Source organism: Cupriavidus sp. GW822-FHT03E04 (assembly GCF_058801495.1).
Map to the genome: position 1 here is coordinate 234,332 of NZ_JBXANI010000006.1, position 24,380 is coordinate 258,711.

At 60.8% G+C, this 24,380-nt stretch carries 20 protein-coding genes and 3 pseudogenes; 7 read left to right on the forward strand and 16 right to left on the reverse strand.

Annotated features, from left to right (window positions below):
• Window positions 1–149 precede the first annotated feature (149 nt).
• On the reverse strand, window positions 150–1,022 hold the full coding sequence (locus AC1RQC_RS10235) for a LysR family transcriptional regulator (protein WP_492883165.1): 873 nt from the start codon (window positions 1,020–1,022) through the stop codon (window positions 150–152).
• A 105-nt stretch (window positions 1,023–1,127) separates the two neighbouring features.
• On the opposite strand from AC1RQC_RS10235, the gene AC1RQC_RS10240 reads away from it, so the two are divergent.
• Window positions 1,128–2,201, forward strand: a complete 1,074-nt coding sequence (locus AC1RQC_RS10240) for an alkene reductase (RefSeq protein WP_492374919.1) — start codon at window positions 1,128–1,130, stop codon at window positions 2,199–2,201.
• Window positions 2,202–2,394: 193 nt separating this feature from the next.
• Here the strand turns inward: AC1RQC_RS10240 and AC1RQC_RS10245 are convergent, their stop codons facing one another.
• Together AC1RQC_RS10245 and AC1RQC_RS10250 are read right to left on the reverse strand one after the other, a co-directional pair.
• Window positions 2,395–2,901: a GNAT family N-acetyltransferase gene (locus AC1RQC_RS10245; RefSeq protein WP_492374927.1), complete on the reverse strand. Its 507-nt coding sequence runs from the start codon at window positions 2,899–2,901 to the stop codon at window positions 2,395–2,397.
• A gap of 92 nt (window positions 2,902–2,993) precedes the next feature.
• Window positions 2,994–3,849 (reverse strand): annotated as a pseudogene (locus tag AC1RQC_RS10250) (IS5 family transposase).
• Window positions 3,850–4,204: 355 nt separating this feature from the next.
• Between AC1RQC_RS10250 and AC1RQC_RS10255 the strand changes: the two are divergent.
• A complete protein-coding gene (locus AC1RQC_RS10255) occupies window positions 4,205–5,146 on the forward strand; it encodes a LysR substrate-binding domain-containing protein (RefSeq protein WP_492814356.1) in 942 nt (313 codons plus the stop codon).
• A 35-nt stretch (window positions 5,147–5,181) separates the two neighbouring features.
• On the opposite strand, the gene AC1RQC_RS10260 is transcribed toward AC1RQC_RS10255, so the two are convergent.
• Window positions 5,182–6,657 carry a sensor histidine kinase gene (locus tag AC1RQC_RS10260; RefSeq protein WP_492883168.1) on the reverse strand — a complete coding sequence of 492 codons (1,476 nt, stop codon included), beginning with the start codon at window positions 6,655–6,657 and terminating at the stop codon, window positions 5,182–5,184.
• A gap of 239 nt (window positions 6,658–6,896) precedes the next feature.
• Here AC1RQC_RS10260 and AC1RQC_RS10265 point away from each other — a divergent pair.
• Window positions 6,897–7,191: pseudogene (locus AC1RQC_RS10265) on the forward strand (transposase); the annotation flags it as partial.
• A 982-nt stretch (window positions 7,192–8,173) separates the two neighbouring features.
• Here the strand turns inward: AC1RQC_RS10265 and AC1RQC_RS10270 are convergent.
• From AC1RQC_RS10270 to AC1RQC_RS10280, 3 genes and pseudogenes are all read right to left on the reverse strand, one after another.
• Entirely contained in the window at window positions 8,174–9,376 is a 1,203-nt protein-coding gene (locus tag AC1RQC_RS10270) for an MFS transporter (protein WP_492883170.1), read from the reverse strand.
• A gap of 65 nt (window positions 9,377–9,441) precedes the next feature.
• A pseudogene (locus tag AC1RQC_RS10275) lies at window positions 9,442–9,751 on the reverse strand (gluconate 2-dehydrogenase subunit 3 family protein); the annotation flags it as partial.
• A gap of 88 nt (window positions 9,752–9,839) precedes the next feature.
• Entirely contained in the window at window positions 9,840–10,718 is an 879-nt protein-coding gene (locus AC1RQC_RS10280; RefSeq protein WP_416046926.1) for an alpha/beta fold hydrolase, read from the reverse strand.
• Between the two features lie 560 nt (window positions 10,719–11,278).
• Here AC1RQC_RS10280 and AC1RQC_RS10285 point away from each other — a divergent pair.
• Both AC1RQC_RS10285 and AC1RQC_RS10290 read left to right on the forward strand, forming a co-directional pair.
• Window positions 11,279–11,983, forward strand: a complete 705-nt coding sequence (locus AC1RQC_RS10285; protein WP_492374916.1) for an alpha/beta fold hydrolase — start codon at window positions 11,279–11,281, stop codon at window positions 11,981–11,983.
• A gap of 185 nt (window positions 11,984–12,168) precedes the next feature.
• A complete protein-coding gene (locus tag AC1RQC_RS10290) occupies window positions 12,169–13,152 on the forward strand; it encodes an MBL fold metallo-hydrolase (RefSeq protein WP_492814353.1) in 984 nt (327 codons plus the stop codon).
• Between the two features lie 303 nt (window positions 13,153–13,455).
• Here the strand turns inward: AC1RQC_RS10290 and AC1RQC_RS10295 are convergent, their stop codons facing one another.
• The 4 genes from AC1RQC_RS10295 to AC1RQC_RS10310 all read right to left on the reverse strand — a co-directional run bounded on the left by AC1RQC_RS10295 (window position 13,456) and on the right by AC1RQC_RS10310 (window position 15,978).
• Complete coding sequence (locus AC1RQC_RS10295) at window positions 13,456–14,019, reverse strand: RNA 2'-phosphotransferase (RefSeq protein WP_492883172.1); 564 nt, start codon at window positions 14,017–14,019, stop codon at window positions 13,456–13,458.
• A complete protein-coding gene (locus tag AC1RQC_RS10300; protein WP_492374913.1) occupies window positions 14,016–14,330 on the reverse strand; it encodes a hypothetical protein in 315 nt (104 codons plus the stop codon). Before AC1RQC_RS10300 ends, AC1RQC_RS10295 begins: the two co-directional genes overlap by 4 nt.
• A 42-nt stretch (window positions 14,331–14,372) precedes the next feature.
• Complete coding sequence (locus AC1RQC_RS10305) at window positions 14,373–14,921, reverse strand: hypothetical protein (protein ID WP_492374912.1); 549 nt, start codon at window positions 14,919–14,921, stop codon at window positions 14,373–14,375.
• A 181-nt stretch (window positions 14,922–15,102) separates the two neighbouring features.
• Window positions 15,103–15,978, reverse strand: a complete 876-nt coding sequence (locus AC1RQC_RS10310) for a LysR family transcriptional regulator (protein ID WP_492883174.1) — start codon at window positions 15,976–15,978, stop codon at window positions 15,103–15,105.
• A 97-nt stretch (window positions 15,979–16,075) separates the two neighbouring features.
• On the opposite strand from AC1RQC_RS10310, the gene AC1RQC_RS10315 reads away from it, so the two are divergent.
• A complete protein-coding gene (locus AC1RQC_RS10315; protein ID WP_492883176.1) occupies window positions 16,076–17,488 on the forward strand; it encodes an MFS transporter in 1,413 nt (470 codons plus the stop codon).
• 34 nt (window positions 17,489–17,522) lie between these two features.
• Here AC1RQC_RS10315 and AC1RQC_RS10320 read toward each other — a convergent pair whose 3' ends face one another.
• Both AC1RQC_RS10320 and AC1RQC_RS10325 read right to left on the reverse strand, forming a co-directional pair.
• On the reverse strand, window positions 17,523–18,929 hold the full coding sequence (locus AC1RQC_RS10320; RefSeq protein ID WP_492883178.1) for a cation:dicarboxylate symporter family transporter: 1,407 nt from the start codon (window positions 18,927–18,929) through the stop codon (window positions 17,523–17,525).
• A gap of 33 nt (window positions 18,930–18,962) precedes the next feature.
• Complete coding sequence (locus tag AC1RQC_RS10325) at window positions 18,963–20,333, reverse strand: class-II fumarase/aspartase family protein (RefSeq protein ID WP_492883180.1); 1,371 nt, start codon at window positions 20,331–20,333, stop codon at window positions 18,963–18,965.
• Between the two features lie 792 nt (window positions 20,334–21,125).
• On the opposite strand from AC1RQC_RS10325, the gene AC1RQC_RS10330 reads away from it, so the two are divergent.
• Entirely contained in the window at window positions 21,126–21,374 is a 249-nt protein-coding gene (locus tag AC1RQC_RS10330) for a Crp/Fnr family transcriptional regulator (protein ID WP_492883182.1), read from the forward strand.
• Between the two features lie 133 nt (window positions 21,375–21,507).
• Here the strand turns inward: AC1RQC_RS10330 and AC1RQC_RS10335 are convergent, their stop codons facing one another.
• From AC1RQC_RS10335 to AC1RQC_RS10345, 3 genes are all read right to left on the reverse strand, one after another.
• The gene (locus tag AC1RQC_RS10335) at window positions 21,508–21,864 is read right to left on the reverse strand and encodes a SpoIIAA family protein (RefSeq protein ID WP_492374906.1); all 357 of its coding nucleotides are present in this window, start codon (window positions 21,862–21,864) and stop codon (window positions 21,508–21,510) included.
• A 397-nt stretch (window positions 21,865–22,261) separates the two neighbouring features.
• Window positions 22,262–22,996 (reverse strand): MgtC/SapB family protein, encoded by a 735-nt coding sequence (locus AC1RQC_RS10340; RefSeq protein ID WP_492374905.1) that lies wholly within the window; start codon window positions 22,994–22,996, stop codon window positions 22,262–22,264.
• 12 nt (window positions 22,997–23,008) lie between these two features.
• Window positions 23,009–24,364: a TolC family outer membrane protein gene (locus AC1RQC_RS10345; RefSeq protein ID WP_492374904.1), complete on the reverse strand. Its 1,356-nt coding sequence runs from the start codon at window positions 24,362–24,364 to the stop codon at window positions 23,009–23,011.
• Window positions 24,365–24,380: the final 16 nt, after the last annotated feature.

The window sequence follows — 24,380 nt, forward strand, 5'->3', positions numbered from 1 at the left end:
CTTTGCTCGTTTGCAGTAGCCGGGACGCGGTGCGCGGCAGTTTAGTTCGGGCGCAAGCTCAATTCAGCAGGGGCCGGGCCGGCGCGTCACGATTGTAGCCTCCCTTGAACGGCCGAATCTGGTTGCGGCCGTACGATCCAGCGGCCGAGCTACCGCCCTAAACGCTCCCGAAGGAACTCGATGAAGCGCTGCGTCTTCGCTGGCAACAGACGGGTTTCGGTGATGGCATAAACGGGCATCGGCGTGCCGTGCCATTGCGGCATGATTCGGCGCAGCTTTCCGCTGGCCAGTTCATCAGCGACGACTTCCTCCGGCATCAGGACGATGCCCATATCGAGCGTTGCCAGGCGGCGGCTCATGCCAACGCTGTTGAGCGTGAACCGCCCACCCACCGGCACCGTGGCGCTTCGCTTCCCGTCGCGCAACGTCCACGAACCCGCCTTCAGGATGCTCAAGCACTCGTGCCGATCCAGGTCGGCGGGCTTGTTTGGCTCGCCCGATCGTCCAAGGTAGCCGGGCGAGGCGTAGAGGTTAGGCGTAAGCGCGGCCAACGCGCGTGCGATCAGCTGCGAGTTTTCGGACTCCCCCATGCGGATAGCCACATCGAAGGGTTCGCTGACCAGATCGACCCGTCGCGGAGTCAGGTCGAAATCGAAGGTGATGCCGGGATAGAGGCCAGCAAACTCGGCGATCAAGGGCGCCAGGTAGGTGACTGCGAAATCCACCGGCAACGATGCACGCAGCACACCGCTGGGCTGGGCAAGCATGTCGCCGAGCTGCTCGTGTGCCAGCCGGGCTTCATCGACGATGCGTTTGCATCGCTCGAAGTAAATCTGGCCGGCCTCGGTCAATTCGATCTTGCGTGTCGTGCGATGCAGCAGGCGCAGCCCGATCGCTTTCTCCAATGCGCTGATCCGCCGCGATAGTGTCGAGTTCGGCACGCCCATCACCTCCGCGGCACTTCGAAAGCCCTTGGCTTTGACGACCTCCACGAACAAGGCCATGTCGTTCAACAGCTCCATGCTCGTTGCTCCATCAGTGGATCAATGTTCTCCAAATTACCATATTTATCCCGCATGAGAAGCAGGCGATGATTCCTCCATCCACCACTTTCTGAGGATTCCATCATGAGCAAACTGTTCGATCCCGTCCGCGTCGGCCGCCACACCCTGCAAAACCGCCTGGTCATGGCACCAATGACCCGCAGCCGTGCCCAATTCGACGGCACGCCGGGAGAGCTGGCCGCCGAGTATTACGCCCAGCGCGCCAGCGCCGGCCTGATCGTCGCCGAAGGCACCCAACCCTCGGACGATGGACAGGGCTACCTGACCACGCCAGGCATCTACACCAATGCACACGTCGCCGGCTGGAAGAAGACCACTGACGCCGTGCATGCCAAGGGTGGCCACCTCTTCATCCAGCTCATGCACGCCGGGCGCATGTCGCACCCGGACAACACGCCGCATCATCGCCAGGGCGTCGCACCGTCGGCCATTGCGCCGGGCACGCAGATGTTCACTGCCAAGGGCATGCAGGACATCCCCGTGCCGCGTGCGCTGACCACCGAGCAAGTGCACCAGACCGCTCAGGATTTCCGCCACGCGGCGCGCCGGGCAGTCGAGGCAGGCGCCGATGGCGTCGAGATCCACGCTGCGAACGCCTACCTGATCCAGCAGTTCTTCGCACCGAGCGCGAACACGCGCACCGACGTGTACGGCGGTCCGGTCAAGAACCGCGCCCACTTCGCCCTCGAAGTCGCCGCCGCGATTGCCGAGGAAATCGGCGCAGACAGGACCGCGATTCGCCTGTCGCCCGGCACGACGCTTTGGGGTATCGACGAAGGCGCCGAAGGGCCGGATCTGTACCGCTACCTGGTCGCCGAACTCGACAAGCTGGGCCTGGCCTATCTGCACATCCTGCACCAGGGCAACGAGCCGCTGCTGGCCGACATCCGCAAGCTCTGGAATGGCACGCTGATCCTGAACCGGCCGAGCCGCCCGCGTGACCAGATCGGGGCCGACGTGGCATCGGGGCTGGCCGACCTGGAAGCCTACGGCCAGATGGTTCTTGCGAACCCGGATTTCGTCACCCGGCTGAAGACCAATGCGCCGATGAACGAGGTTCAGCACAGTGCTTTCTTCGGCGGCACGGCGCAGGGCTACACCGATTACCCGACCTTGAGCGAAGCCCAAGGAGCCTGAGGCCACCACAATGTGCGCCGACCAACATCGGCGCCCACCAACCCGCCTGGGCGCGTATGCCGCCCTCGGAGTCGTCCCTCGCCGGCCCTCGAATGGCGGCTAGCTGATCAAGCCAGCCATGGCAATGGCATTCCAACGTCCCGATGAATGGCCGTAGCCGAAAACGGGAATATCGAAGGCCGCTTCGTTGCGATCATCGCAGCTTCAGAAACATGTGCTGTTCGTCGTAGAACCGCCCATCCACCTGCATTGCGCGAGGTTCGACGCCGAAAGCTGCGAATCCCAATGATTCGTACAATTGCTTGGCCGCCGTGTTTTCCGTATTGACGCACAGATTGCACTGCGCGCTATCCCAGTTCTTTGACGCATGGGCCATCGCGGTATTCAACAGATCCCGCGCGATTCCCTTGCCGCGTTGGTTTGGGTCGACAAATACCCCCCAGATGGTCGCCTTGTGGCTCACCTGCGAGAGCGATTCGCGACGTACGCCAGCGATGCCAACCAGGGTTTCGCAAACAAACGCACCAAAAACAGCCTGCGTAGGCGTCGATTGAATTCGCTCTGCGACTGCACTGGCAGAGCGTGCCTCTTCTTCGACGCGGGTTGGCCAGATTGCCGTGGGAGCGTTTTCGATAGCGTGTAGACGGATTGCCTTGAAGATTGCTGCGTCAGCGGCGGTAAGAAGTCGGATTTTAACCAAGGAGGTGGTCATAAAACCTCAAAAATATGTGTTTTCGTCATTTGAACAATGACGTCTTTATTGAATGCTGCGGTTATAGCCCGCTCGATAATTCAAGGATGGGCATTCTGCGGGGCGATTCTACCTAGCGGCAACCCGCCCATTGCGGTATAGACCATGGCCTCGGACACATCAGGACGCCGCTCGTAGTCCCTGACAAGGCGACGCCAGCGAACCATCCAACCGAAGGTATGTTCCACCACCCAACGCCGAAGTAGCACCGCGAAACCAACTTGATCCTCGTGGCGGCGCACCACCTGCACGACGAAGTCGAGCGTCGCGGCTTTGTCCATCAACGTGCGACGACCGTATGCGCCATCTGCAAACAAATGCTTCAGTCCCGGCCAACGCTTCTTTAGGGCCTCCAGAACCGCCAACGCCCCGGCACTATCTGCGATATCTGCCGGCGTCAAGTTCACCATCAGCAACCGGCCATTCGTATCCACGGCAATATGCCGCTTGCGCCCGACGATCTTCTCTCCCGAGTCGTAGCCGCGCTCTTTGGCGGCTGGCGCTTTTACCGACTGGCTATCCACCACGCCCGCGCTTCGGCAAGCGCTGCCTGCCTTCCAACTCCCTGTCGAGCACCAGCACTACATCATGAAGCGTCTGGAACAGGAACCCCCGCATCAGTCAGCGAAACCACCAGTACACCGTTTGCCAGGCCGGAAAGTCCTTGGGTAGCATGCGCCAGCCACACCCCGAGCGCACCAGGTTTCGCAAGGTGTTGATCACCTCCCGCAGATCGGCCTTCCTTCGCCGCCCTCGCTGTGCGGGCCTCGGCAGCAGTTCCTCCATCGCTGGCCACTCCATGTCCGTCAGATCACTCGGATACCGCTTTGTCTTGGCCGCCATGCTTGCCTGCCGCTCTCGATGTTCTTTTATCCACGTCCGAACGTTAGAACACATCTGCGGCGAATTTTCAAACGGGCGCTTACTGACCCTGGAACCCGACCATTGCCAGCGTGACTACGTCTTATCGCAAAGCCTCGATCGCCTGCGGTTAGAATGCCCCATAAAGCACTAACGAGGTGCCTGCGTTTCCCACTGAACTAATCCCTGCCACAGTGCGCGCCTGGGTCCCCGTGTAAGAGGGCAGACTGTGTCCGGCGAGTCAGGGGGGCCGTCTACGTTGTGACACGCCCCTGCAACTCAGGGTTCGCTTCGCAGGTGGCCCCAGGACCCGTCGCCGCGGACCGTGTGGGAGCGATCTCTACCAGATTACCGTCCTCATATTTACAAATGCGTGTATAGGATGTCAGGAATGAAGACGACGATCGACGAAATGCTTGCCTTTACGGCCGTCGTGGACACGGGCTCAATTACGGCTGCCGCTGAACAGCTAGCTTTGACGGTGTCCGCCACCAGCCGAACATTAAGCCGGCTTGAGGAAAAACTACAGACTACGCTGCTGCGGCGAACCACACGACGACTGGAACTGACGGAGGAAGGGGCGGCGTTCCTGGAACACGCCCGTGCCATCCTGACGAGAGTCGATGAAGCGGAAGAGCAAATGGCGGCGAGACGGATGCGTCCGGTCGGGCGGTTACGGATTGACGCAGCGACACCATATATGGTGCACGCAATCGTACCGCTACTGGAAGGCTTCCGAAGCCAGTATCCGGAAGTAGAGCTGGAGTTGAACACGAACGAGGGCATTATTGATCTGCTTGAGAAGCGAACCGATGTGGCATTTCGTATCGGTCCGCTGAGAGACTCCACGCTGCACGCGCGTCCGATTGGTAGCAGTTCCCTTCGCGTGCTCGCGAGTCCTGACTATCTGAAACGCCACGGCACTCCGACCAAACCGGCGCAACTCGCGCAGCATTCCCTGCTAGGCTTTACACAGCCGGAGTCGCTCAATGAATGGCCGCTGCTCAACCATAACCAAACGATCATGCGCATTGAACCGACAATCGCCTCGTCAAGCGGCGAAGTACTTAGGAATTTGGCCTTGGCTGGTCAGGGCATCGTTTGTCTGGCAGACTTCATGACAAGCGATGATCGACAATGCGGGAGACTGGTTCAGTTATTCACGCAGCAAACACTCGATGCGCGACAGTCGATTAACGCAGTCTACTACCGCAATACGGCATTAGCATCCCGCATTATCTGCTTTGTCGATCACGTGGCCAGAGAGCTTTCTGTAAAATCACAGAACATTTGCCATAATATCGGCGCGAGCAAACTAACACATAAAAAATAATGCAATCAATCTGATTTTTAATGCATTAAATTTAATTAACCCGCAGGGAGAGAAGGTATTGAGAAATTAAAAACCGTTCCCGTCGGATTTCCTGAACTACACCAGAGATGTCCGCCATGTGCTTTGATTATTGAATTGCAGATGATCAGGCCCATGCCAAGTCCATTCTCCTTTGTCGTAAAAAATGGTTCAAACATTCGTTCATTTGCCTGTTGAGTAAGGCCCGCCCCGGAATCCTGTACGGAGACGATGACACCTTTCTTGCCGAAATTCCTCGAACGTATATGGAGGATTCGAGGCCGCTCCGTAATGCCTTTTAGGGCATCCAGAGCGTTCAGCGCCAGATTCAGGATCACTTGCAGTAGCTGGACCTTGTTGCCGCTAACAGGCGGAAGGTCTGGGCTTAGATCGGTCGTGATCGCGATCTGCTCTTCCGAAGATTTTCCTCTAACCAGCGTTAACGTCTCTCCAACGAGATCGTTCATCTGCAAGCGAGCAGGAGCGGATGGCGTTGTTTTCCTGAGAAGATCTCGCATCCCGTCTATGATTGCCGCTGCTCGGATCCCCTGAGAAACAATGCTCCCCAAGGACTCGCGTGTCTCATGGAGATTTGGCGGATCATGATCCAGCCAGCGGATCGCTGCGGCGGCGTTGGTTGTTAGTGCTGCTAGTGGCTGACTGAGTTCATGTGCCAGCGAAGATTGCAGAACGCTCAACGTCATGACTCTTGACGCATGTTCCAGATCGACTTGCGCCTTCCGAAGCGACTTTCGCTGCTGATCTACTTCTTCGATTAGTCTGTAGCTTTCAAGGAGGACTGCCAATAGCTGCGCGAAGAATCTGAGCACTGCGATCTCTTCGGGGACGCGATCTGACGTCGATAGCTGGCACTCAATATAAAGAGAACCGACAATTTTCTCATGCCTGATTAGCGGCAGACAAATAATCCGGCGCGTGCGGTGAATGGTTATATAGCGATCGTCTTTAAATGGCGCTACTGATAAAGCATTTGCGAGCACTAGCTCCGCACCCGTGTTCAATACATGGTGGATAACCGACTGAGGAAGTGCGATTTGTTGCGGCGTTGAATCGACAATTTTCGGCGACGGAGAGCCGACGCCCGCCATCACCACTGCAGCTACGCACTGCTCAGTGCCCTGAATGGCTACTACCGCCGCACGCGTCGCACCGGTCAGTTTCAAGCAGGTGTGCAACAGGACGTTTAATATTGCCTGGCTATGCACATCAGATGCCGCTGGCGGAAACGCTGTACACAGCATTGCCAATTTGCTCGCAATACCGATCCGATCACAGTCAGGAATCGGAGAACACGATGGCATCTCGACAAGATCATGTGCGAGGTGCCGGTGCGAGCGGAAGGAGGCTTTAAGGCGAGCAAACTGGTGTCGGCGCCGGGCGCCGAGAGCACTGGGCACCGCGGGCCGATTCTGGCTGCTTCCTGTCAGTGGTTTCATGCTCTTCCTCATACAGCGGCCGACTGGCGGCGCCATAAAAAAGGCGGATTTTCCCTCAGAGGGGGAGTTGCGCAGGCGCCCCCCGGGGCTGGATGACGGATATGCTAGTTGAGCAAGTCGCAAATGATCAAATCAAAACACTATTTACAAGGAATCAAGAATCGATGTCGGTCGCGCAACGTAACGCCAGGGGAAAACCCATTTAGTCCGCGTGGCAGTCATCGTTGAGTGGCTCGTAAGTGTTGTCATGTGTGTGTCCCGGAGATGAGCCAGAGATGAAGCGACAGTTCAGTTTTGCGAAAGCAGAGAAACCACGGCAAGAAGTGCGTGACCCGTCGCCAGCGCCTTCCGAACGAGATGGAACGCGTGGTGGCACGGCGGCGACTGCTGGCGGCGATTGAGCTGCCCTATTCCAAGCGACGATGTGGCCGGCCGCCGATTGGATTGGAACGGATGCGTATTTGCTTCCTGCAGCAGTGGTATGGACTGTCGGACGAAGCACTGGAAGATTCGCTGTACGACAACATAGCGATGTGCACGTTTGCAGGGATAGAGCAAATGACGGAATCTGGCGCGCACTGCAGGCAGGAGCAGATCGCCAAAAGATGAACGTCTCGGCGATTGTGAATGGCGCCTCAAGGTGGGCCGCAGGGATCGCGATCGAGGCGGCAGCGGGACTACGGGACAGGCGGAGTGAGATTGTCTGCCACCAAGGCTGAAAGCCGAAGCGACACAGTGAATTGAAGCCCGCCAACGCCGCCGAGCGGGACAGCAAGGGGAAGATTCCGTTCGCTGAAATGCAAAATCGGAGTACCGATCGCATTGTTCATGACCAGAGCACCTCGTCGGAGTGCTTCCACTCATGCACGATGCGTTGCGTAGAACTCGGTCTTCCGCTTTCGGATCAAGCGGGCTTGATCATATCCCGGGCATATGCGAACCCTGTTCCGTAGCCGCCGCCATGCCCTAGACGCCGACGTCGAGATCACGACTGGCACGCCGAAGGCAACTGCGGTCTTTGCTACCGCCAGGCCGTTACTGCGAAGCAATTGCGGGGCCTGATATCCCGCTGCGAAAGCGAGTCCCGCTTGTTCGTCGACAAGGACGAACGCACATTGAGTTGGTTCGTGCAAAGGTAGTTCCGACATGGGAAGTTGCTCCCGTTTAAGAACGGGATGGCGCCCCCGTAAAGCATCGTGCTCGCGCACAAGGGCATCGCCAGAGGACGACTCAGGCGCCGCTCGCCTCCCGACTTTCCTGGCGCGTTACGACCATAGGAAGGCAATATCATGCCCAACCTTGAGATAGTCTCCAGCCAGCACATCGACATCGCCTCAGCTTCCTGGATGGAGCGTCGCTCATCCTGAATCGCTACGGCCTCCACATGACGCCACTGTGTCGGTGCGGCAGAGTTCAGATGCCTGCGGCGAACTAGCGGGACTTTTGGACTTCGTTCGCCCTCAAGCTCAATTCGCAGGTCAGCGCCATGACATTCAATCTCCGCTCAACGTCTCCCGCATCGATGCGAAACGGACCGCACGCGAGGCATCAGTCATTCCCCTGATACTGCACGTTGTGCGGCCGCACGAACCCCGACGGTCGCGATCAGCGCTGAGCCCGCGCAGAGCATGCCAGCTATCGCCACGCCGTGCCATCCATACCGACCGGCTGCAAACGTCCCAACTGTCGACCCTGCGGCGCCGCCGAGGAAATAGCAAGTCATGAAGATCGTGTTAAGACGCCCGCGCGCCGCCGGAAGCAACGCATATAGCCTTGTCTGGTTCGCGACGAGATTCGCCCGGCTTCCCAGGTCAAGCACGACTATACCGGCGATTAGCCACGCGATTGACCATATCGAGCCAGCGACAAGTCCGAACGCCAGCATCACCAATATTGCGGCCCCGCCGACGACTCGTCGCCCACCGAAGCGATCCGCAATGCGACCGATGGTGGGCGACGCAAACATCCCGACCAGGCCGACAAGCCCGAAGAGCCCGGCCACCTCGCTGCCCCAGCGATAGGGCGGCCCGGCAAGCATCATGGCAAGCGACCCCCACAAGACGTTGAAGGCGCCGAACAAGAGAAAGCCGGTCAGACAGGCCTCGCGCAGAAGCGGCTCTCGTGCGAACAGCTCTACCATTGAACGGAGCAAGCGTACGTATGACAGGTCGCTTTCCGCTCCGGCACGTGGCAAGTGAACCCAGACCATCGCGATCAGGACGAGATCGAGAGCCGCGGCCAACAGGAACATCGAGCGCCAGCCCGCGTGAGCACCGACATAGCCACTGACCGTGCGCGCTAGCAGCGTGCCGGCGAACAGTCCACTCAACAACCGCCCCACCGTCTGTCCTCGTTGCGCGGGGTCTACTTGCCCCGACACTGCAGGAATGATGACCTGCGCACTCATCGCCGTGAGCCCGAGGAGGACACTGGCGGCCAGCAACCAAGGAAGATTCTGGGCGGACGCGCACAACCCAAGCGCGGCCACGTTTGCCAGCAACAGAACGGTAATCAACTTTCGGCGATCGAGTTGATCGCCCAAGGGGCCAAACAGCAGCAAGCCGCTGGCGTAGCCGAGCTGCGTCAGCATGGCGATGGCGCCTTGCGCCTCGGCACCAGCGTCGAAGGCGGCAGCCATCGCTGGAAGCAACGGCTGGCTGTAATACAGGTTCGCCACGGCGAATCCGCACGACGCAGCCAACACCAGCACACTTCGCCCCGACAAGGACGTGCCGTCCTGTGCCCTGTCAATCATCGTTCAAGTCCTCAAAGATACTGGATTGGGAAAATGGTCAACGAGAGTGTGCGTATCGATATTTGCACCTTGCCCGTCTGCAGGTCGGTCAGCACCTTTTCCTGAGTGGCCTTGTCCAGTTCGGCGAATACCTTGCCATGCTCCTTCTTGCACCATGCGTTGCAGGCTGCGATGCCGTGCCGATAGTTGTCGCGTGGCACCAGGCTCAACTGGTAGCCGAACTCCAGCACCCGGTCCGTGTGGAAATGGTCTCCGCATGTACCAGAGCTTGCCGTGGCCGAACGGCGTTTCCATCTGGCGATCGACGAACTCGGGCAGCCTGGCAGCGAGTACCTGGCGCAGGAAGCGCCTGCGAGGCTCTTTGTCTTCCGACATGGCTGTCTCTTATGGGGTGCTTGCGGAGAAGGGTCACGCTGGGATATCGCCACCGGTGTGGCCCTTCGAGGTGGTTTCGTCGCGCCAACTACGCGCCGTTCCAGCCGCGCAAGAAGTCGATCAACAACTCGTTGACATGGGCAGGCTGCTCTTCCTGCGGCAAGTGGCCACACTGGGCGATAGGTTCAGCGCGCAAGTTGCTGGCCATTCCTTCCCAAACGGCCTTCATATCGAACATCCCGCCCACCGCGTAGAAGTCCTCGCCCCAGATCGCCATCGCGGGACACTTGATCTTGACGTCGGCATCGATCAGGTCCTGCGCCACATCTTCGGCGTTCGCCCGATAGTCAGCCATTGCTCCGCGCACTGCGCCGGGCCGCTTGTACGCGCGGACATAGGTGTCGAACGCCTCGCCTTCGATCGTGTGTGGGTTGTAGCACCAGTCGGCGAAGAAATGGTGGAGCCACTCGGCTTCCTTACCTGCGATCAGGGTCTCAGGGAGGTCCGACACCAGATGGAAGAGGAAGAACCAATAGGCGCGCGCGGTCTGTGCGCTCATGTTCTGCGCGACGACTCGTGTCGGCACGTTATCCATCACCACCAATCGGTCCACGCGCTCAGGATGATCCTTCGTCAGTCTCGTCGCCACCCGGGCACCGCGGTCGTGCCCTACCAGCGCCACCTTGCCGATCTTCAGTTCATCGAGCAGGCGGGTGATGTCCAGCGCCATGTTCCGCTTGTCGTACCCCGAGGACGGCTTGTCTGTTTCCCCGTAACCGCGCAGATCGGGAGCGATGACCCGATAGTGCCGGGCCAGCGCCGGAAACTGAAATCGCCACGCGAAACTGGTTTCCGGAAATCCATGCAGAAGCACCACGGGAGGTCCGTCACCGGCTTCGAGAAAATGCTGTCGAATACCATTCGCACGAATCGTATGATGCTTGATCCGAATCTGGCTATTTTCCATGATGTCTTACCTTCTGGCGGGGAACGTTAAATTGTTGTCCTCTCACTGATCGACATTCCGCATGCGGATCGATTTTTCGTTTTTATTAAATTCCCCAAAATTGTGAATGTCATCAATCGGGCAGCTTCGCTTTCTGACTCCCTGGCAAGCTCCCTCCATTCTTCGAAAGAAAGCTGAAATTTTCTACCCGATCCTCGTAGAACCGGCTAACACCAAGGTCGTAGGTCGCATCGCATCAGCCCGCCCCGCACACAAGCCCAACACGTCGCTCCTGCGCCAAGACACCTGTTGATCCAACACGTCGCTAAGACTACCGTCTCGACGATTATCCGTAAGTAGTATTGACCACAGGAATGGCATCCGTTTAACTTGCTGGGCTTCATGACACTTTCAGGTCACCAGAATGGTGTCGATCGAGCTTTTTCCCCTGGCCCGAAATAATCGCCGCAGCTAGTAGGCGCGCATCATCCTTCGCCTGTTTTTCGACTGCGCTCGATCAGCGCACTATCCGAACGATAGCCAAACTGAATCCGGTCACATTCCGGTCAAGGAGTTTCCAAATGAATGCTGCATCGCCAAATGGCGTAACTGTCGTGCTCGTCCACGGTGCATGGGCTGATGGGTCAAGTTGGGCACGGGTCATCCCGCACCTGCTGGACAAGAACATTCCCGTGGTAGCAATCCAGAATCCCACCAGCTCGCTCGCCGACGATGTGGCCGCGACCGAGAGGGCGATGGCGTCGATCAAAGGCCCGATTGTGTTGGTTGGGCATAGCTGGGGTGGGACGGTCATCACCGAGGCAGGTAACGATCCCAAGGTGAAGGGGTTGGTGTACGTAGCCGCGCTTGCGCCGGGGGCAGGCGAGTCGACGGGCGACCTGGTCTCGTCACATCCTGCCCCGCCGGCGCTGGGAAAGATTCAGGATGATGGCCGCGGTTACCTTAAGCTCAGCCCCGAGGCCTGGATCGAAGATGTCGCGAACGATCTGCCGGCATCCGAGGTGCGCATCCTCGCAACGGTGCAGCCTCCTTTGCCTACCAGCACGTTCGGCGACAAGATCACCAAAGCCGCGTGGCAGACGCGTCCGAGCTGGTACGTCGTGGCGACGGACGATCGCGCAGTGAGCGTGGAACTTCAGGCGGAACTCGCCAAACGGCTCAAGGCGAAGACGACTGAACTGAAGGCAAGCCATCTTCTGATCCTGTCGAAGCACCGGGAAGTTGCAGACGTCATCATCGACGCGGTTAAGTCGGTTACTGCTTAACCTGGCCTGCGTCTATGCCCGCCAGCGCCGGGGGCCATGCAGTGATTCCACGAGGCGGTAGCATCCGCCCTCACGATGGTCCGGAACGCGTGCGTGACTTCCCGAATCCCTCTGCCGGTTCCCGTCGCGATAGCGCCTCGGTCCGGGGTGCGAGCCCTACCCATCTCCTTGCGGTATCCGAAGTCATGAAGCAAATCCTCAAACGCCTGGCGCTCGCCTGCACACGGCTGGTGTTCACAATAATGCTGGGGGCATCTGTTCTGCCTTCCGCGCAGGCCGCGGCACCACAAGTTCGTACACAGGGGCCCGGCTTTCACCGCGTCATGGTCGGAGACTTTGAGGTGACGGCGCTCCTGGACGGAACGCATGCGTTTCCGATAGATGCGGTTGTTGAAGGGGTGTCCAAGGCACAAATCAAACGCGACCTCGATGAGGATTTCCTGCAAGCTCCCGTCCAGGGTTCCATCAACGCCTTCTTGATCAACACTGGCGCAAAACTCGTCCTGGTCGATGCCGGGGCGGGCGTGCTCTATGGTGACTGCTGCGGACACTTGTTGGCCAACCTGCGAGCGTCTGGCTATCAACCGGAACAAGTTGACGAGATCCTGCTGACGCACCTGCACAAGGACCACGTTGGTGGTGTCGACGCCAGCGGAAAGATGGCGTTTCCAAACGCCATCTTGCGCGTGAACCAGGCCGAAGCAGACTACTGGCTCAATCCAGCCAGCAAATCAAAGGCGCCCGACTTCCTCGCAACGTTCTTTGATGCGGCCATCGCATCGGTCGCACCTTATGTTGCGGCAAACAAGGTCCGCCCGTTTATCGGGGACATCGAACTGGATGCCGGTATTCAGGCAATGGCATTGCCCGGCCACACTCCCGGACACACGGGGTATCTGATCCGCAGCAAAGGGGAGGGAATGTTGGTCTGGGGCGATATTGTCCACGTTGCCTCAATTCAAATGCGAACACCCGAGGCGACGGTCAAGTACGATAGCACCGCGACCGAGGCGCAACGCTCGCGCCGCTCGGTCATGGATATGCTGGCAACCAGTCATTACACGGTAGGTGCGGCCCACATCGCCTTCCCCGGCTTGGGGCACATTCGAAGAGCGGGAAACAAATATGAATGGGTGCCCCTGAACTATGTGGGAGAACCCGGAAAATAGCCCCGCCGTTTGTGGCAGATGATGAGCCGCCGCCTGCTCGTCATGTATTAAGTCGGCCACTGGTCGCGAAGGCAACCTAAGCGAGGGACGTGCCCCCCGCCAGGCGTTCGGAACACGCTCCGGCGCGCAGCGCGATCGGCTGGCTAGCATTCGTTTGGACCGGCGAGGAACATTGGCGCTGCGTTGGACTTCCACGCAATCTCATCGCTCTCATCGTCGCATCAACCAACCAATGTCTGTCAGGTGAGTGCCCGCAATCGATTGCATTCAAACTGCCGTCCTCAAAGGGGGCATTAAGCCACATCATCCAAGAAGCTTGGGCAAGTCGATCGGTTGTATGAACTGAGGCGGCACCGCTTGCGTGAGCCAAACACCGTTCTGTGATTGGAAGAAGGCGTGACCGAGCTCGCACATCTTCGCGGACTCCACCCTCAACACAATAGGACTGCCGTGCCGACGCCCAACGACAAGCGCGGTAGCAATGTCTGCCGACAGATGCACGTGCTGCCGGTTCTGCGGCTTCAAGCCTTGGTCCTGAATGGCAGGAACGAACCTGCTTGCCGTGCCGTGGAAAAGTTGCACAGGCGGCTTTAGCGCTTCGAGACCAAGATTCACATCGATCGAGTGTCCCTGGTTGGCTCGGATCATCAGCCCGTCGTCGCTGATGGCAAACCGCCTCTTGTCGCTGGTCGCCACGATCTTCTCAAGCATCTCACGATCAATTCGCTTGCCGTGCGCGTTGGCTTGCCGCAGAAGCAACTCGACATTCGCCCAACCGGCTTCATTCAGCGAAAGGCCTATCGTTTCCGGAGCGTGTCTGAGCACCAGACTAAGGAATTTACTGCTGGACGTCAGGTCTTCACTCAATTCGCCCACTCCTGATGCTCCGGAAGCATGCATGTCTCGATCCAGTTCTTCATGTCGGTGTAGAAAACGGTGATGGGCCAGGGTAAGCGCCCGCGCGATTTCGACCAGGTTAGATGAACCACCGCAACCCGACCACTACCATCGAGTATTTCAAACAAAGCATCGTCGCCCGGGCCCCTTCCGATAAGTTTTGCAAGCAGCCCGAACATTTCGTGCCCCGGCGGAACCTCCAGCGCGAGCTGTCGCGCGAAGGCTTCGTGAAATTGCTCGTCCATACTTTTAGTGGACCACCACGGTTCAAGCCACTCCATGCATATACCTTTCACAAATAGCCATTCTTGGCCAGTGGCGAATCATCGTTCTTTGGCAAGACTTTCGGCCTGTCGCCGAACCCTGGCAAGCATACGCCGCCGGATTAGCCCACTGACAGGACGGATGATGTACCAGTAGGGAGCAAATCGGCGACGAACCGCCGCGGTTGGACAAAACACCCGGGTCTCCGTGCTCAGCACGGATGCGCCTGACGCATTGGCATCTACGTTGAAGCCCATGACGAGCTGGCAGACGTCCATTCTGACGCTCGCCTTGAAGGCTTCGGGGGACCCAATGTCCAGCAAACCGTAATCTGCCCGCCAGAAAGCTCCGGTCAGCCCGAACGCCAGCCCGGAATCCCCTTCGCGACCAAGAAATGTGAAATCGTCGAGATCTAGCGGGCGTCTGCTCGACCGGTTCATCCATCGCGACGGCAGTTCGCGCAGGCCAATGGCCAGTCGTACCAGCGGATCATCTTGCGCACGTTGGCGAGCAACGCAATCCAGAATAATGTTCGCTGGCGCGTGTACGAGCGCAGCGTGTCGCTCGCGGAAATCATATTGAGGCAGAAAATCGTCAATCAGAGTCATTTATATTTTTCCCACCGCACGCGAGATTTGCATCCTATGGTCTGCAGTTCACTCCACGAAGAGAATTGCCTGCCATCCACACGTCGATTGTCGACGATCCAGGCGTCCGTGTCGACCGGCCGATACTGGCGGGCCCGGCCGCGTTAGCCGGCCCCAAGCAGCCGCTTGAGAGCCCATGTGCCTATTCCGAAGCGGATCCAAATGCGCCGTGCCCGGCCACTACTTCGCTAAGAAAGTCCATCACCGCGCGCACAGGGGCCGAGCGCCGCAAGTCCCTGTGCACCACCAGCCAGATGTCGCGCGAGAATGCAGCGCCCTCGTGTTCCAGCCGTACCAGGCCCGCATCGGCATCCCCCAGGAAACAAGGCAGGCCAGCCACGCCCGCCCCTGCGCGGGCAGCGGCGAGATGGCTGCTGATATCGCTGAGTTCGCAGCCCACGGGCCGTGGCCCCGCCAGCTCCAGCAGCCAGCGCTGCTGCGGCATGTCGGCGAACTGCGCATCGTAGGCAATAAAGGTCCAGTCGCGGGGACTCCGCAATGCCGGATAGTCGAGGCTTGCGTACAAGGCGAATGGCATCTGCCCCAGCTTGCGCACCACACTGCTCGACTCGCTGGGCCGCACCAGCCGTAGCGCTACGTCTGCCTCACGGCGCGTCAGCGACACCGCGCGGGCCTGCGCCGACACGGAGAGCTGGATACCCGGATAAGCCGCGCGGAAATCCGCCAGGCGGCCGGCCAGCAGATGTGTGGTCAGCACCGGTGGCGCACTGAGCGACACCTTGCCGCTCACGGGCTCGTGGCTGGCACGCGTCTGCCGCTCGATAGCGAACGCGGCGGCTTCCATCGTCCTGGCTTGCTCGAAGACCGACACCCCGAGCGGCGTCAGGCGGCACGAGCGCGGCAGGCGTTCAACCAGAAGCGCTTGCAGCCCGGCTTCGAGCGCGGCCAGCCGGCGGCTTACCGTGGCGTGATCCACCTGCAAATCGCGCGCTGCGCCGGACAACGTGCCGGTGCGAGCGACTGCCAGGAAGTGGCGAAGATTTTCCCAATCGAGCATCTGTGCGTTTTCTCCAGGTTCGGTGGAGATTTTAGGGAATTTACGCGGATATGTCTGCAGCCTAGCATGCGGAGATCCTATCGTTGGAATCCATGCCATGCCTACCACCACCAATGCGCAACGGGCCACCCTGCTGGCCGCTGCGCTCGGCTTTGTCGTCGTCCTGCTGGACGTCAGCGTCGTCAATGTCGCCCTGGATACCTTGCGGCAAGGATTCGCCACCGATGTGGCGGGGCTGCAATGGGTGATCAACGCCTACACGCTGGTGTTCGCGGCGTTGCTACTGACCAGCGGAGCGCTCGGAGATCGCTTGGGCGCCAGACGGGTGTTCCTGATGGGGCTCGCGCTGTTCACGCTGACGTCGGTGGCGTGCGGCGCGGCGGGCAGCCTGGCGATGCTGGTGGTGGCCCGGCTGGGCCAGGGCATTGGTGCGGCGCTGCTGGTGCCGAACTCGCTGTCGATGCTCCAGCGGGCCTTTCCCGAACGCGAACAACGCAGCCGCGCAGTCGGCTGGTGGGGTGCGATCGGCGGCATCTCGCTGGCGGCCGGGCCGGTACTGGGTGGCCTGCTGGTGACCCACTTCGGCTGGCGCAGCATCTTCCTGATCAACCTGCCGCTGGGCCTGATTGGCCTGTATCTGACGTTGCGCCATGTCGCCGCCGATGGCGGCGGACATCACCGCGGCCTGGATTGGCCCGGGCAAGGCGCGGCCATACTGGCGCTGGCCGCACTCACCGCATCGGTCACCGAAGCCGGCCGTCTCGGCTGGGGACACGCCTGGGTGCAGGCGGGGCTGTGGCTGGCCTTGGCGTCGGCGGCGGCCTTTATCCGCATCGAATCACGCAGTGCTGCGCCGATGCTGCCGCTGGCGCTATTGCGCATCCCGGCGTTCAGGGTGGCGTCGCTCGCCGGTGTGATCGTGAATTTTGCCTACTATGGCCAGATCTTTGTCTTCAGCCTGTTCTTCCAGCTTCAGCAGGGACTATCGCCACAGCAGACCGGGCTGGCGTTCCTCCCGATGACGGTGGTACTGATGGCAGTCAACGTGCTCGCCGGCCGCCTGATCACGCGGATGGGCGCGAGATACCTGATGGTGCTGGGATTGCTCCTGGCCGCCCTGGGTTACCTGATGCTGTTGCCGGTGCGCATCGACGGCCCCTACTGGCTGCTTGCCCCGCCGATGCTGCTAGCCGCCAGCGGCATCGCGCTGATGGTGCCGACCATGACCAATGTCACGCTGTCAGCCGTGGATGGCTTCCGCGCGGGCATCGCCTCCGGCGTCCTCAACTCAGCGCGGCAGGTGGGCGGTATGCTAGGCGTGGCGGGGTTCGGTTACCTGGTGCGCGACACTGCCCCGCAGGCCTTCATGCGCGGCATGCATCTCTCGCTCTGCCTCGCGGCCGCATTGCTGCTGGTGGGAGCCGTGACGTGCTGGTTTGGCATTCGTGCGGAACGTCCCGCCGCTAGCAAGGACGGGCAGCAAGGCGCCACTGGAACCAATGCTCTCTAATCGGCACCTTCGCTGCCATGGCGGGATGGTCCGATCACTCTCCGGATTTCGAGAGCGGGATACCGGCAGTGTGTGGATTGCCTTCCTTGGAGTCCTCAGGCAGAAGGTTGCCATCGTCGAGCGCAGCATCGGCGTTGGCCGTTTCGGGAAAGCGCTCGGGATACAGATGCCGCTGCGCAATCTCGTGGTCAAAGGTGCCGGACCACTTGGCAATGACCACGGTCGCGACGCTGTTGCCGATCGTATTGCAGGTGGAGATCGCCATCGACAGGAAGCGGTAGACGCCGAAGATAACGGCTAGTCCCTCGACCGGCAGCATCCCGGTCGAAGTCACCGTTGCAGCGAAGACCACGAAGGAGCCGCCGGAGACGGTCGCCGCGCCCTTGGAAGTCAGGAGCATCAGCAACAGGATGCCAATCTGCTGATCCAGCGACAGCGGCACGCCGTAGGCATGCGCGATGAACATCACGCCCATGGCCATGAAGAGCGAGGTGCCATCGAGGTTGAATGCGTAGCCGGTTGGCAGCACCAGGCCCACGGTCTGCTTGGCGCAACCCAACCGCTCCAGCTTGATCAGCAGGCGGGGCAGTGCACTCTCCGACGATGCGGTGCCGAGCACGATAAGGATCTCGTCTTTGATGTAGCGCAGGAAACGCCAGAGACTGAAGCCTGCCAGCCGTGCCACCAGGCCCAGCACCACCACGATAAACACCGCCACCACCGCGTAGAAGCTGAACACCAGTTGGGCCAACGCGATCAGCACCGCGGTGCCGTTGCTGCCGACCGAATAGGCTACTGCGCCGAACGTGCCGATCGGCGCCAGTTTCATCACCAGGTTGATGAAGGAGAACAGTACCTCGGAGATCTGGTCGAGCCCCTCGTTGATCTTCTCGCGCCGGCCTTCCGGAATGGCGAGGATGCCGATGCCGACCATCACCGCAAGCACCACCACCTGCAGCAGTTCGCCCTTGGCAAACGCCCCGACAAAATTGTCTGGCACGATGTGGGCCATGAACGCCAGGAAGCCGTGCTGCCCGGCCTTGGCCACCACCGGCGGGGCGGCGCCGGTGGCTACGGTGGTCATGCCCTTGCCGATCTGCAAGAGGTTACCCGCCAGCATGCCCACGACCAGGGCAATCGTCGAAAGCACTTCGAAGTAGAAGATGGAGCGCCAGCCAACGCGGCCAGCACTCTTCACATCGCCGGCGGATGCAATGCCGTGGACAATGGTGAGGAACACAAGCGGCGCCACGCCCGCCTTGATCAGCGAGAGGAACATGTCGCCGAGCAGCTTGAGCTGCGAGGCGAACTTCGGGAAGATGAAGCCCACCGCGATGCCAAGCACCAGGGACACCAGCACTTGCATACCCAGCTTGCGATACCAGGGTAGTTTTCTCGGGGGCGAGATCAGCGCATCTGCGCTGGATGAATGGTTTTCCATATCTGTCTCCTCGATGCTGTTTGATGCTGTTTCTTACACACCGTTCGACAGCGCGATGGCGCGGTCCACCATCTGCGGCGCCAGGCCGAGATAGTTGGCCGGATCCGTCAAACGCTCGATCGCCGCACGATCGAAGTGTTGCGTGACCTCAGGCAGTGCCATCAGCGCCTCGGCCAGCGTGCCGCCCTTCTCGTTTACGGTGCGGCAGGCGTCGTAGACGATGTCGTGCGCCTGCTGGCGGCCGGTGAAGGGGGCCATGCCCATCATCACCGCTTCGGCCACGATCAGGCCACGGGTGATGCCGAGGTTGTGCTTCATGCGTTCGGTATCGACGATGAGGCCGCCAAGCGCGAACTTCGCCTGGTGAAGGGCACCCGCAGTGAAGATGAAGCTCTCGGGAATCGCAATCCACTCCGCATGCCATGGGCCGGTCGCGCGCTCGAAGTCTTGCACCATGGCATCGACCATCAGGCCGGCGTGCTGGCGCACTGCCTTCGAGGCGGCCAGCATCAGTTCGCTGGAGATCGGGTTGCGCTTTTGCGGCATGGTGCTGGAGGCGCCACGACCCTTGACGAAGGGCTCGTAGACCTCGGCGAACTCGGTCGACGCCATGATCATGATGTCGAGTGCGATCTTGCCAAGGGAACCTGTGATCAGTGCGAGCAGGTTCACCGCCTCGGCGAAGCCGTCCCGTGCCACATGCCAGGTGGTTGCCGGCACGCCCAGCCCAAGTTCCTCGGCCATCGCCTGCTGCACCGCGAAGCCCTTGTCGCCCAGCGAGGCCAGCGTGCCCGCCGCACCGGCAAACTCCACCACGGCCACCCGTGGGCGCAATTCCGCCAGACGCTGCTGGTGGCGGTCGAACATGGCGAGCCAGATCGCGACCTTGTAGCCAAAAGTGACAGGCAGCGCCTGCTGCAGGTGGGTGCGGCCGGCCATGGGCGTATCGCGATGCTTGACCGCCAGGCCGGCCAGGATGGCGCGCAGTTCGCGGACATCGGTGTCGATGCTGTCGAGCGCGTCGCGCACCTGCAGTGCCACCGCGGTGTCCATGATGTCCTGCGTGGTCGCTCCCCAGTGCACGTAGCGGCCGGCATCGCCGCACATGCCCACAAGCTGATGCACCAGCGGCAGGATCGGGTACCCGACGATGTCCGTCTCCTCACGCATATGGTCAAAGTCGATACGCTCGATGCGCGACTCGCGCGCAATCACTTCCGCCGCCTCGGCCGGGATCACGCCGACGCGCGCTTCGGCCTTCGCCAAGGCGATCTCGGCGTCAATGTAACGCTGGATCAGCGCCCGGTCGGAGAAAATCTCGCGCATCTTGGCGGTGCCGAAGGCATCGCGGAACAGAATCGAATCAACAACGGTGCTAGCCATGGGGACGGAAAAAGTGGACATATCGGCCTCTGAGGTAATTGCTGGTTTCGCGAACACGCTCAAATATGTTCGAACATATCCAACTATAATATGTTCAAACATATTCACAACCATGGGTTTACCCTAGCGCCATGAAACCGCCCGCTCCCCTCGCCATGCCGAAGCTCAACTTCGCATCGCCTGGCATCTTGATCAGCGCCTTGATCGAGGCGCGTTACGGCCGCTGCATTGGGGGCGCGTCCGCAGCGCCTCGGATCAGGGCTTGGCAGGCATGCAAGGCATGCGAAATTTCAAATGCGGACGTCGACATGTAGCGGCTGCTTTTTCCGCAAGGCTGGGCAAGCCGCATCGCCTTTCAACACCTTGCCGTCTGCCAACGTCAGCACTGGGACCGGCAGCCCGGCGCCGCCGGTCTCGTCTGTCCCCTTGTCACGCGCATAGATGCGGCTCCGTACTTGGGAGCATGCAATGTCGCACGCTGCTGGCCAACCTGATTCATGCCGACCGGCTGGTCGGCCGGCGGTACGCCATCAGCAACCGCCAGCGAGTATGTCCGGGCGCTGGCATCGCGCTCAGCCCCCGGCAAGAAAGGATTGATGGCGCCAGGCGCCGGTTTGATCAGATAGTCGGCCACCGATTCGACTGGCACGCCGGCGCCGTCATACTGCCGACACGGACGCAAGACTGCTTGTCCTTTCGCGGGCGCAGTTCGCGCGGAGCGTCAAGGAAGGACCAACGGCCTACCGCTACTTCGCGCTGCTCATCGCGCAGCGGCATGCCGGCGTCCTTCGCTATATCTCAGATACAAAACTGATGGCCCCGGAGGCTCGCGTACGCGCGAGGCTGGCGGAACTCCTGCTGTTGCAGCGCCCGCTGGTGCCTCAAGGCGGTCCCGTCACCTTGAAGGTTTCGCAGGTCAATCTTGCCGCGATGATTGGTGTGTCCCGCCAGACATTGAATAAGCTCCTGAAGCAATTGGAGAAGCGCGGGCTGATCGAGATCGCATTCCGGAGCATTCGCGTGATGGATCCGGAGCGCTTGCGGGATGAGGACGACACCTGACACGGGCATTTCAGTGCCGGGCCGCTTGGCGGGGTCCATGTCCCCTACCGATCGATCCGTGACCTAGCTCGCAATGCGGACTGGCCCCAACTCGGCGATAGCCTGGGACGATACGAGATTCGCCGGGCGGCGCTCAGGCGTTGATCCAGGCGCGCGCCTGATCCAGCTCGTTGACGTGGAACACCTTGACTTCGGCCTTCGTGAAGAACCGCGCCAGATGCATCGAGGCGTGGATCCATCCCGCGTCGGCCACCACGGCGGCGCGCGTGATTTTGCGGGCCACGGAAACGCCGAGCGTCAGGTCGGTCCACAGTGCCTTTGGCTCGATGCCGGTGAAATGCTCGATGCGTTCGAGCACGCGGGTCTTGCCGTTCAGTTCGAGATCCCCTCGCAGGCGCTCGATGGCTTCGCGCAGATCGCGGTCAGTGATTTTGCCTTCGACGGAAATCTCGACGACCGGGGAATCGGGGTCAGTGTGATACAGGATCATGGCAGGACCACTTGGCTGGGGAGGCGTAACACGCTCAGGCACGGACGAACCTAGCGCTCGATCACCTCCTGATGGTACGCCTTTTCGCACGGCTCGGACCGCACGGGTTCCTGGTTCGCCAGAACTGGACCCAGGAACTGTGAGACAAAACCCACTAACCGTGAGACGTGACTGTTCCGTCTCAAATCTATTAGGCAACGGGTGTACAAAGGATCAATGACTTAGCTTGCCGAGTTTCAAACAAGCTGAGCAGGATTCTCAAAGTTAGTGGGCGAACGGCACGATTTGTCTCACAGTTAATGCGCATATGGAGACGTGATGCCGTCCAGCGCGGACTGGAAAACGTGCGTCAGATGCGCTGCGCGGTGCGGCGGCGATGGCCAAGACGCTACCCTGCTCAACTGCGCACCGGCACGATGCTGAACCGGGAGACACCCTGGGTTGCAGCCATCTCGGCCGCCAGTCCTGCCGGCGATAGTGCGCGCGCCTTGTCCGGCGCGACCAGGCTGATTCGCCACACGGCCTGGTTGTCGGCAAACGTGATAGTCAGGCTGTCGTGCAGCACGCGATAGCCGCGGGACTTTGCCCTGTCGATCAGTAGATCGAGATCCGGCGCTTCACCGGGTTGGAAAGTCAGAGACACATCCAGCGTCGTGCGCCCCGGAAGCCTGGATTCAAGTCGGTGCAACAGAGACATCGAGCTCACGCATAGCACGGCGAGCAGCAACGCGGCGGCATAAAAACCAACGCCGAGCAACACGCCTATGGCCGAGGCAGCCCAGATGGATGCCGCGGTCGTGAGGCCGCGGATGCGCATGCCGTCCTTCATGATGACCCCGGCGCAGAGGAAGCCGACGCCGGTGACCACGCCCTGGATGGTATGGGTCGGGTCTGCCTGGATGTGCGCTGTGGCGCCGCCGTACCAGAGCGGCGCGTGGCCGACGAACACCGTCAGCGCCGTGGACGCCATGCACACGAGGCCGTAGGTGCGCATGCCGGCGGCGCGGCCATTGTACGAGCGCTCGTAGCCTACCAGCATGCCGAGCAGCAGCGCGCCCACCATGTTCAGCCCGATGAACGCGTTGGCGGCGAGAAAGGCGCCGCTCCAATAGTGCTGCAGATCTCCTAGCATAGGATTTCGCGATCAGGCTGCGAGCCAGGCATTCAGCGAGCGCAAGGTTTCCTCGCTCAGTTCCCCCGCCGCGGCGGCAAGCCGCAGACGGCCAAGGAGGTAGTCCAGGCGTGCCTGAACCAGGTCAAGCTCAGCGGCGAACACGCGCTGCTGCGCATCCAGTACGTCGGGTTGCGTACGGGTGCCAACGTCCCGGCCAAGCGTCGTTGCCGCGAGCGCGCTACGCGCCGAAGTCAACGACTGCTCGAGTGCAGCAACGCGCGACACGCCCGTTTTCACTGAGAGGAATCCGTCCTGCACCCTCAAACGCACGTCTCGCCGGGCGGCGGCAATCTCCTGCTCCGCCTGACTCTTCCTCGCGGCCGATTCCCGCTCGCGCGAATCCAGTCCGCCGCCCGCGTACAACGGAATGTTGAGCTGCAAGCCGATCGTCGCGGTTCGGGTGTTGCTGCCAGCAATCCAGGGAGCCAGGTTGCCGGTTTGCCCTTGTGCGCCATAACGCGCCACGAGCGCGACGGTCGGGCGACTGCTGAGGCGGTATTTATCGATTTCCGCGCCGGCAATGTCGTGCTCCGACTGCCTGGTCTTGACGAGGTAGCTCTGTTCTTCACCCTTTGCCTGCCACGCCGTGAGATTGTCCGGTTCCGGCGGCCGCGGTGCGAAGCCAGGCGCCAACCCGCTGAGCCGATCGGGCGGCATGCCGACGGTTTCCAGGAATCGCGTGCGTCGCTGTTCGAGCGCAGATTGTGCCGTGACCTCGCGACTCTCCACCCCATCCAGGCGCGCCTGGGCTTCATGAAGATCGGTGATCTTGCCCTGGCCGATGTCAAAGCGTGCCTTCGCGCGGTCGCGTTGCTGTCGCAACGCCGCCTTCTCGGCCTGCACCACGCGGAGCGTCTCCTCGCCCAACACCACGCCGAAGTATGCCTCGGCCACCCGCAAAGCCAAGTCCTGGCGAGACTGGTCGAATTGCGTTTGCGCCAGGTTGGATTGCTCGTGCAACTGCCGTCTCGTGGCCACAGCGCTCCTGTCGTACAGCGGCTGCACGAGCATCACCCCGGCCTGGCGAGCAGTGCCCGAACTATCAGCGGAGACCAACGGCGCGAGCTCGGCAGGCGGGTTGGCGGACGACCGATTGTTGATCCGGTCCAGCGCCGCCTGGAGGCTTACGCGGGGACGCAGCAAGGCGTCGCCTTGCACAGCCTTCTCCCGTCCCGCCGTGAGCGCATCATTTGCGGCGAGGCTCGTCGGATCATGCGCCAATGCCTGCTGATAGGCCCCCACGAGATCGATAGCGCTCGACGCTCCAGCGTTCATGAAAAGCATGCAGCCCAAAGCCACCTGCCCGGCCCGCAAGGCCATACTCATTCTATTCATCGCATTT

Coding starts and splice junctions, on each gene's coding strand:
- AC1RQC_RS10340 (WP_492374905.1), bottom strand. CDS start 22,996: ATGCTAGGAGATCTGCAGCACTATTGGAGCGGCGCCTTTCTCGCCGCC.
- AC1RQC_RS10270 (WP_492883170.1), bottom strand. CDS start 9,376: ATGATTGACAGGGCACAGGACGGCACGTCCTTGTCGGGGCGAAGTGTG.
- AC1RQC_RS10300 (WP_492374913.1), bottom strand. CDS start 14,330: ATGGAGTGGCTTGAACCGTGGTGGTCCACTAAAAGTATGGACGAGCAA.
- AC1RQC_RS10280 (WP_416046926.1), bottom strand. CDS start 10,718: ATGGAAAATAGCCAGATTCGGATCAAGCATCATACGATTCGTGCGAAT.
- AC1RQC_RS10310 (WP_492883174.1), bottom strand. CDS start 15,978: ATGCTCGATTGGGAAAATCTTCGCCACTTCCTGGCAGTCGCTCGCACC.
- AC1RQC_RS10305 (WP_492374912.1), bottom strand. CDS start 14,921: ATGACTCTGATTGACGATTTTCTGCCTCAATATGATTTCCGCGAGCGA.
- AC1RQC_RS10320 (WP_492883178.1), bottom strand. CDS start 18,929: ATGGAAAACCATTCATCCAGCGCAGATGCGCTGATCTCGCCCCCGAGA.
- AC1RQC_RS10260 (WP_492883168.1), bottom strand. CDS start 6,657: ATGGCGCCGCCAGTCGGCCGCTGTATGAGGAAGAGCATGAAACCACTG.
- AC1RQC_RS10290 (WP_492814353.1), top strand. CDS start 12,169: ATGAAGCAAATCCTCAAACGCCTGGCGCTCGCCTGCACACGGCTGGTG.
- AC1RQC_RS10285 (WP_492374916.1), top strand. CDS start 11,279: ATGAATGCTGCATCGCCAAATGGCGTAACTGTCGTGCTCGTCCACGGT.
- AC1RQC_RS10255 (WP_492814356.1), top strand. CDS start 4,205: ATGAAGACGACGATCGACGAAATGCTTGCCTTTACGGCCGTCGTGGAC.
- AC1RQC_RS10315 (WP_492883176.1), top strand. CDS start 16,076: ATGCCTACCACCACCAATGCGCAACGGGCCACCCTGCTGGCCGCTGCG.
- AC1RQC_RS10345 (WP_492374904.1), bottom strand. CDS start 24,364: ATGAGTATGGCCTTGCGGGCCGGGCAGGTGGCTTTGGGCTGCATGCTT.
- AC1RQC_RS10235 (WP_492883165.1), bottom strand. CDS start 1,022: ATGGAGCTGTTGAACGACATGGCCTTGTTCGTGGAGGTCGTCAAAGCC.
- AC1RQC_RS10330 (WP_492883182.1), top strand. CDS start 21,126: ATGGCCCCGGAGGCTCGCGTACGCGCGAGGCTGGCGGAACTCCTGCTG.
- AC1RQC_RS10335 (WP_492374906.1), bottom strand. CDS start 21,864: ATGATCCTGTATCACACTGACCCCGATTCCCCGGTCGTCGAGATTTCC.
- AC1RQC_RS10240 (WP_492374919.1), top strand. CDS start 1,128: ATGAGCAAACTGTTCGATCCCGTCCGCGTCGGCCGCCACACCCTGCAA.
- AC1RQC_RS10325 (WP_492883180.1), bottom strand. CDS start 20,333: ATGTCCACTTTTTCCGTCCCCATGGCTAGCACCGTTGTTGATTCGATT.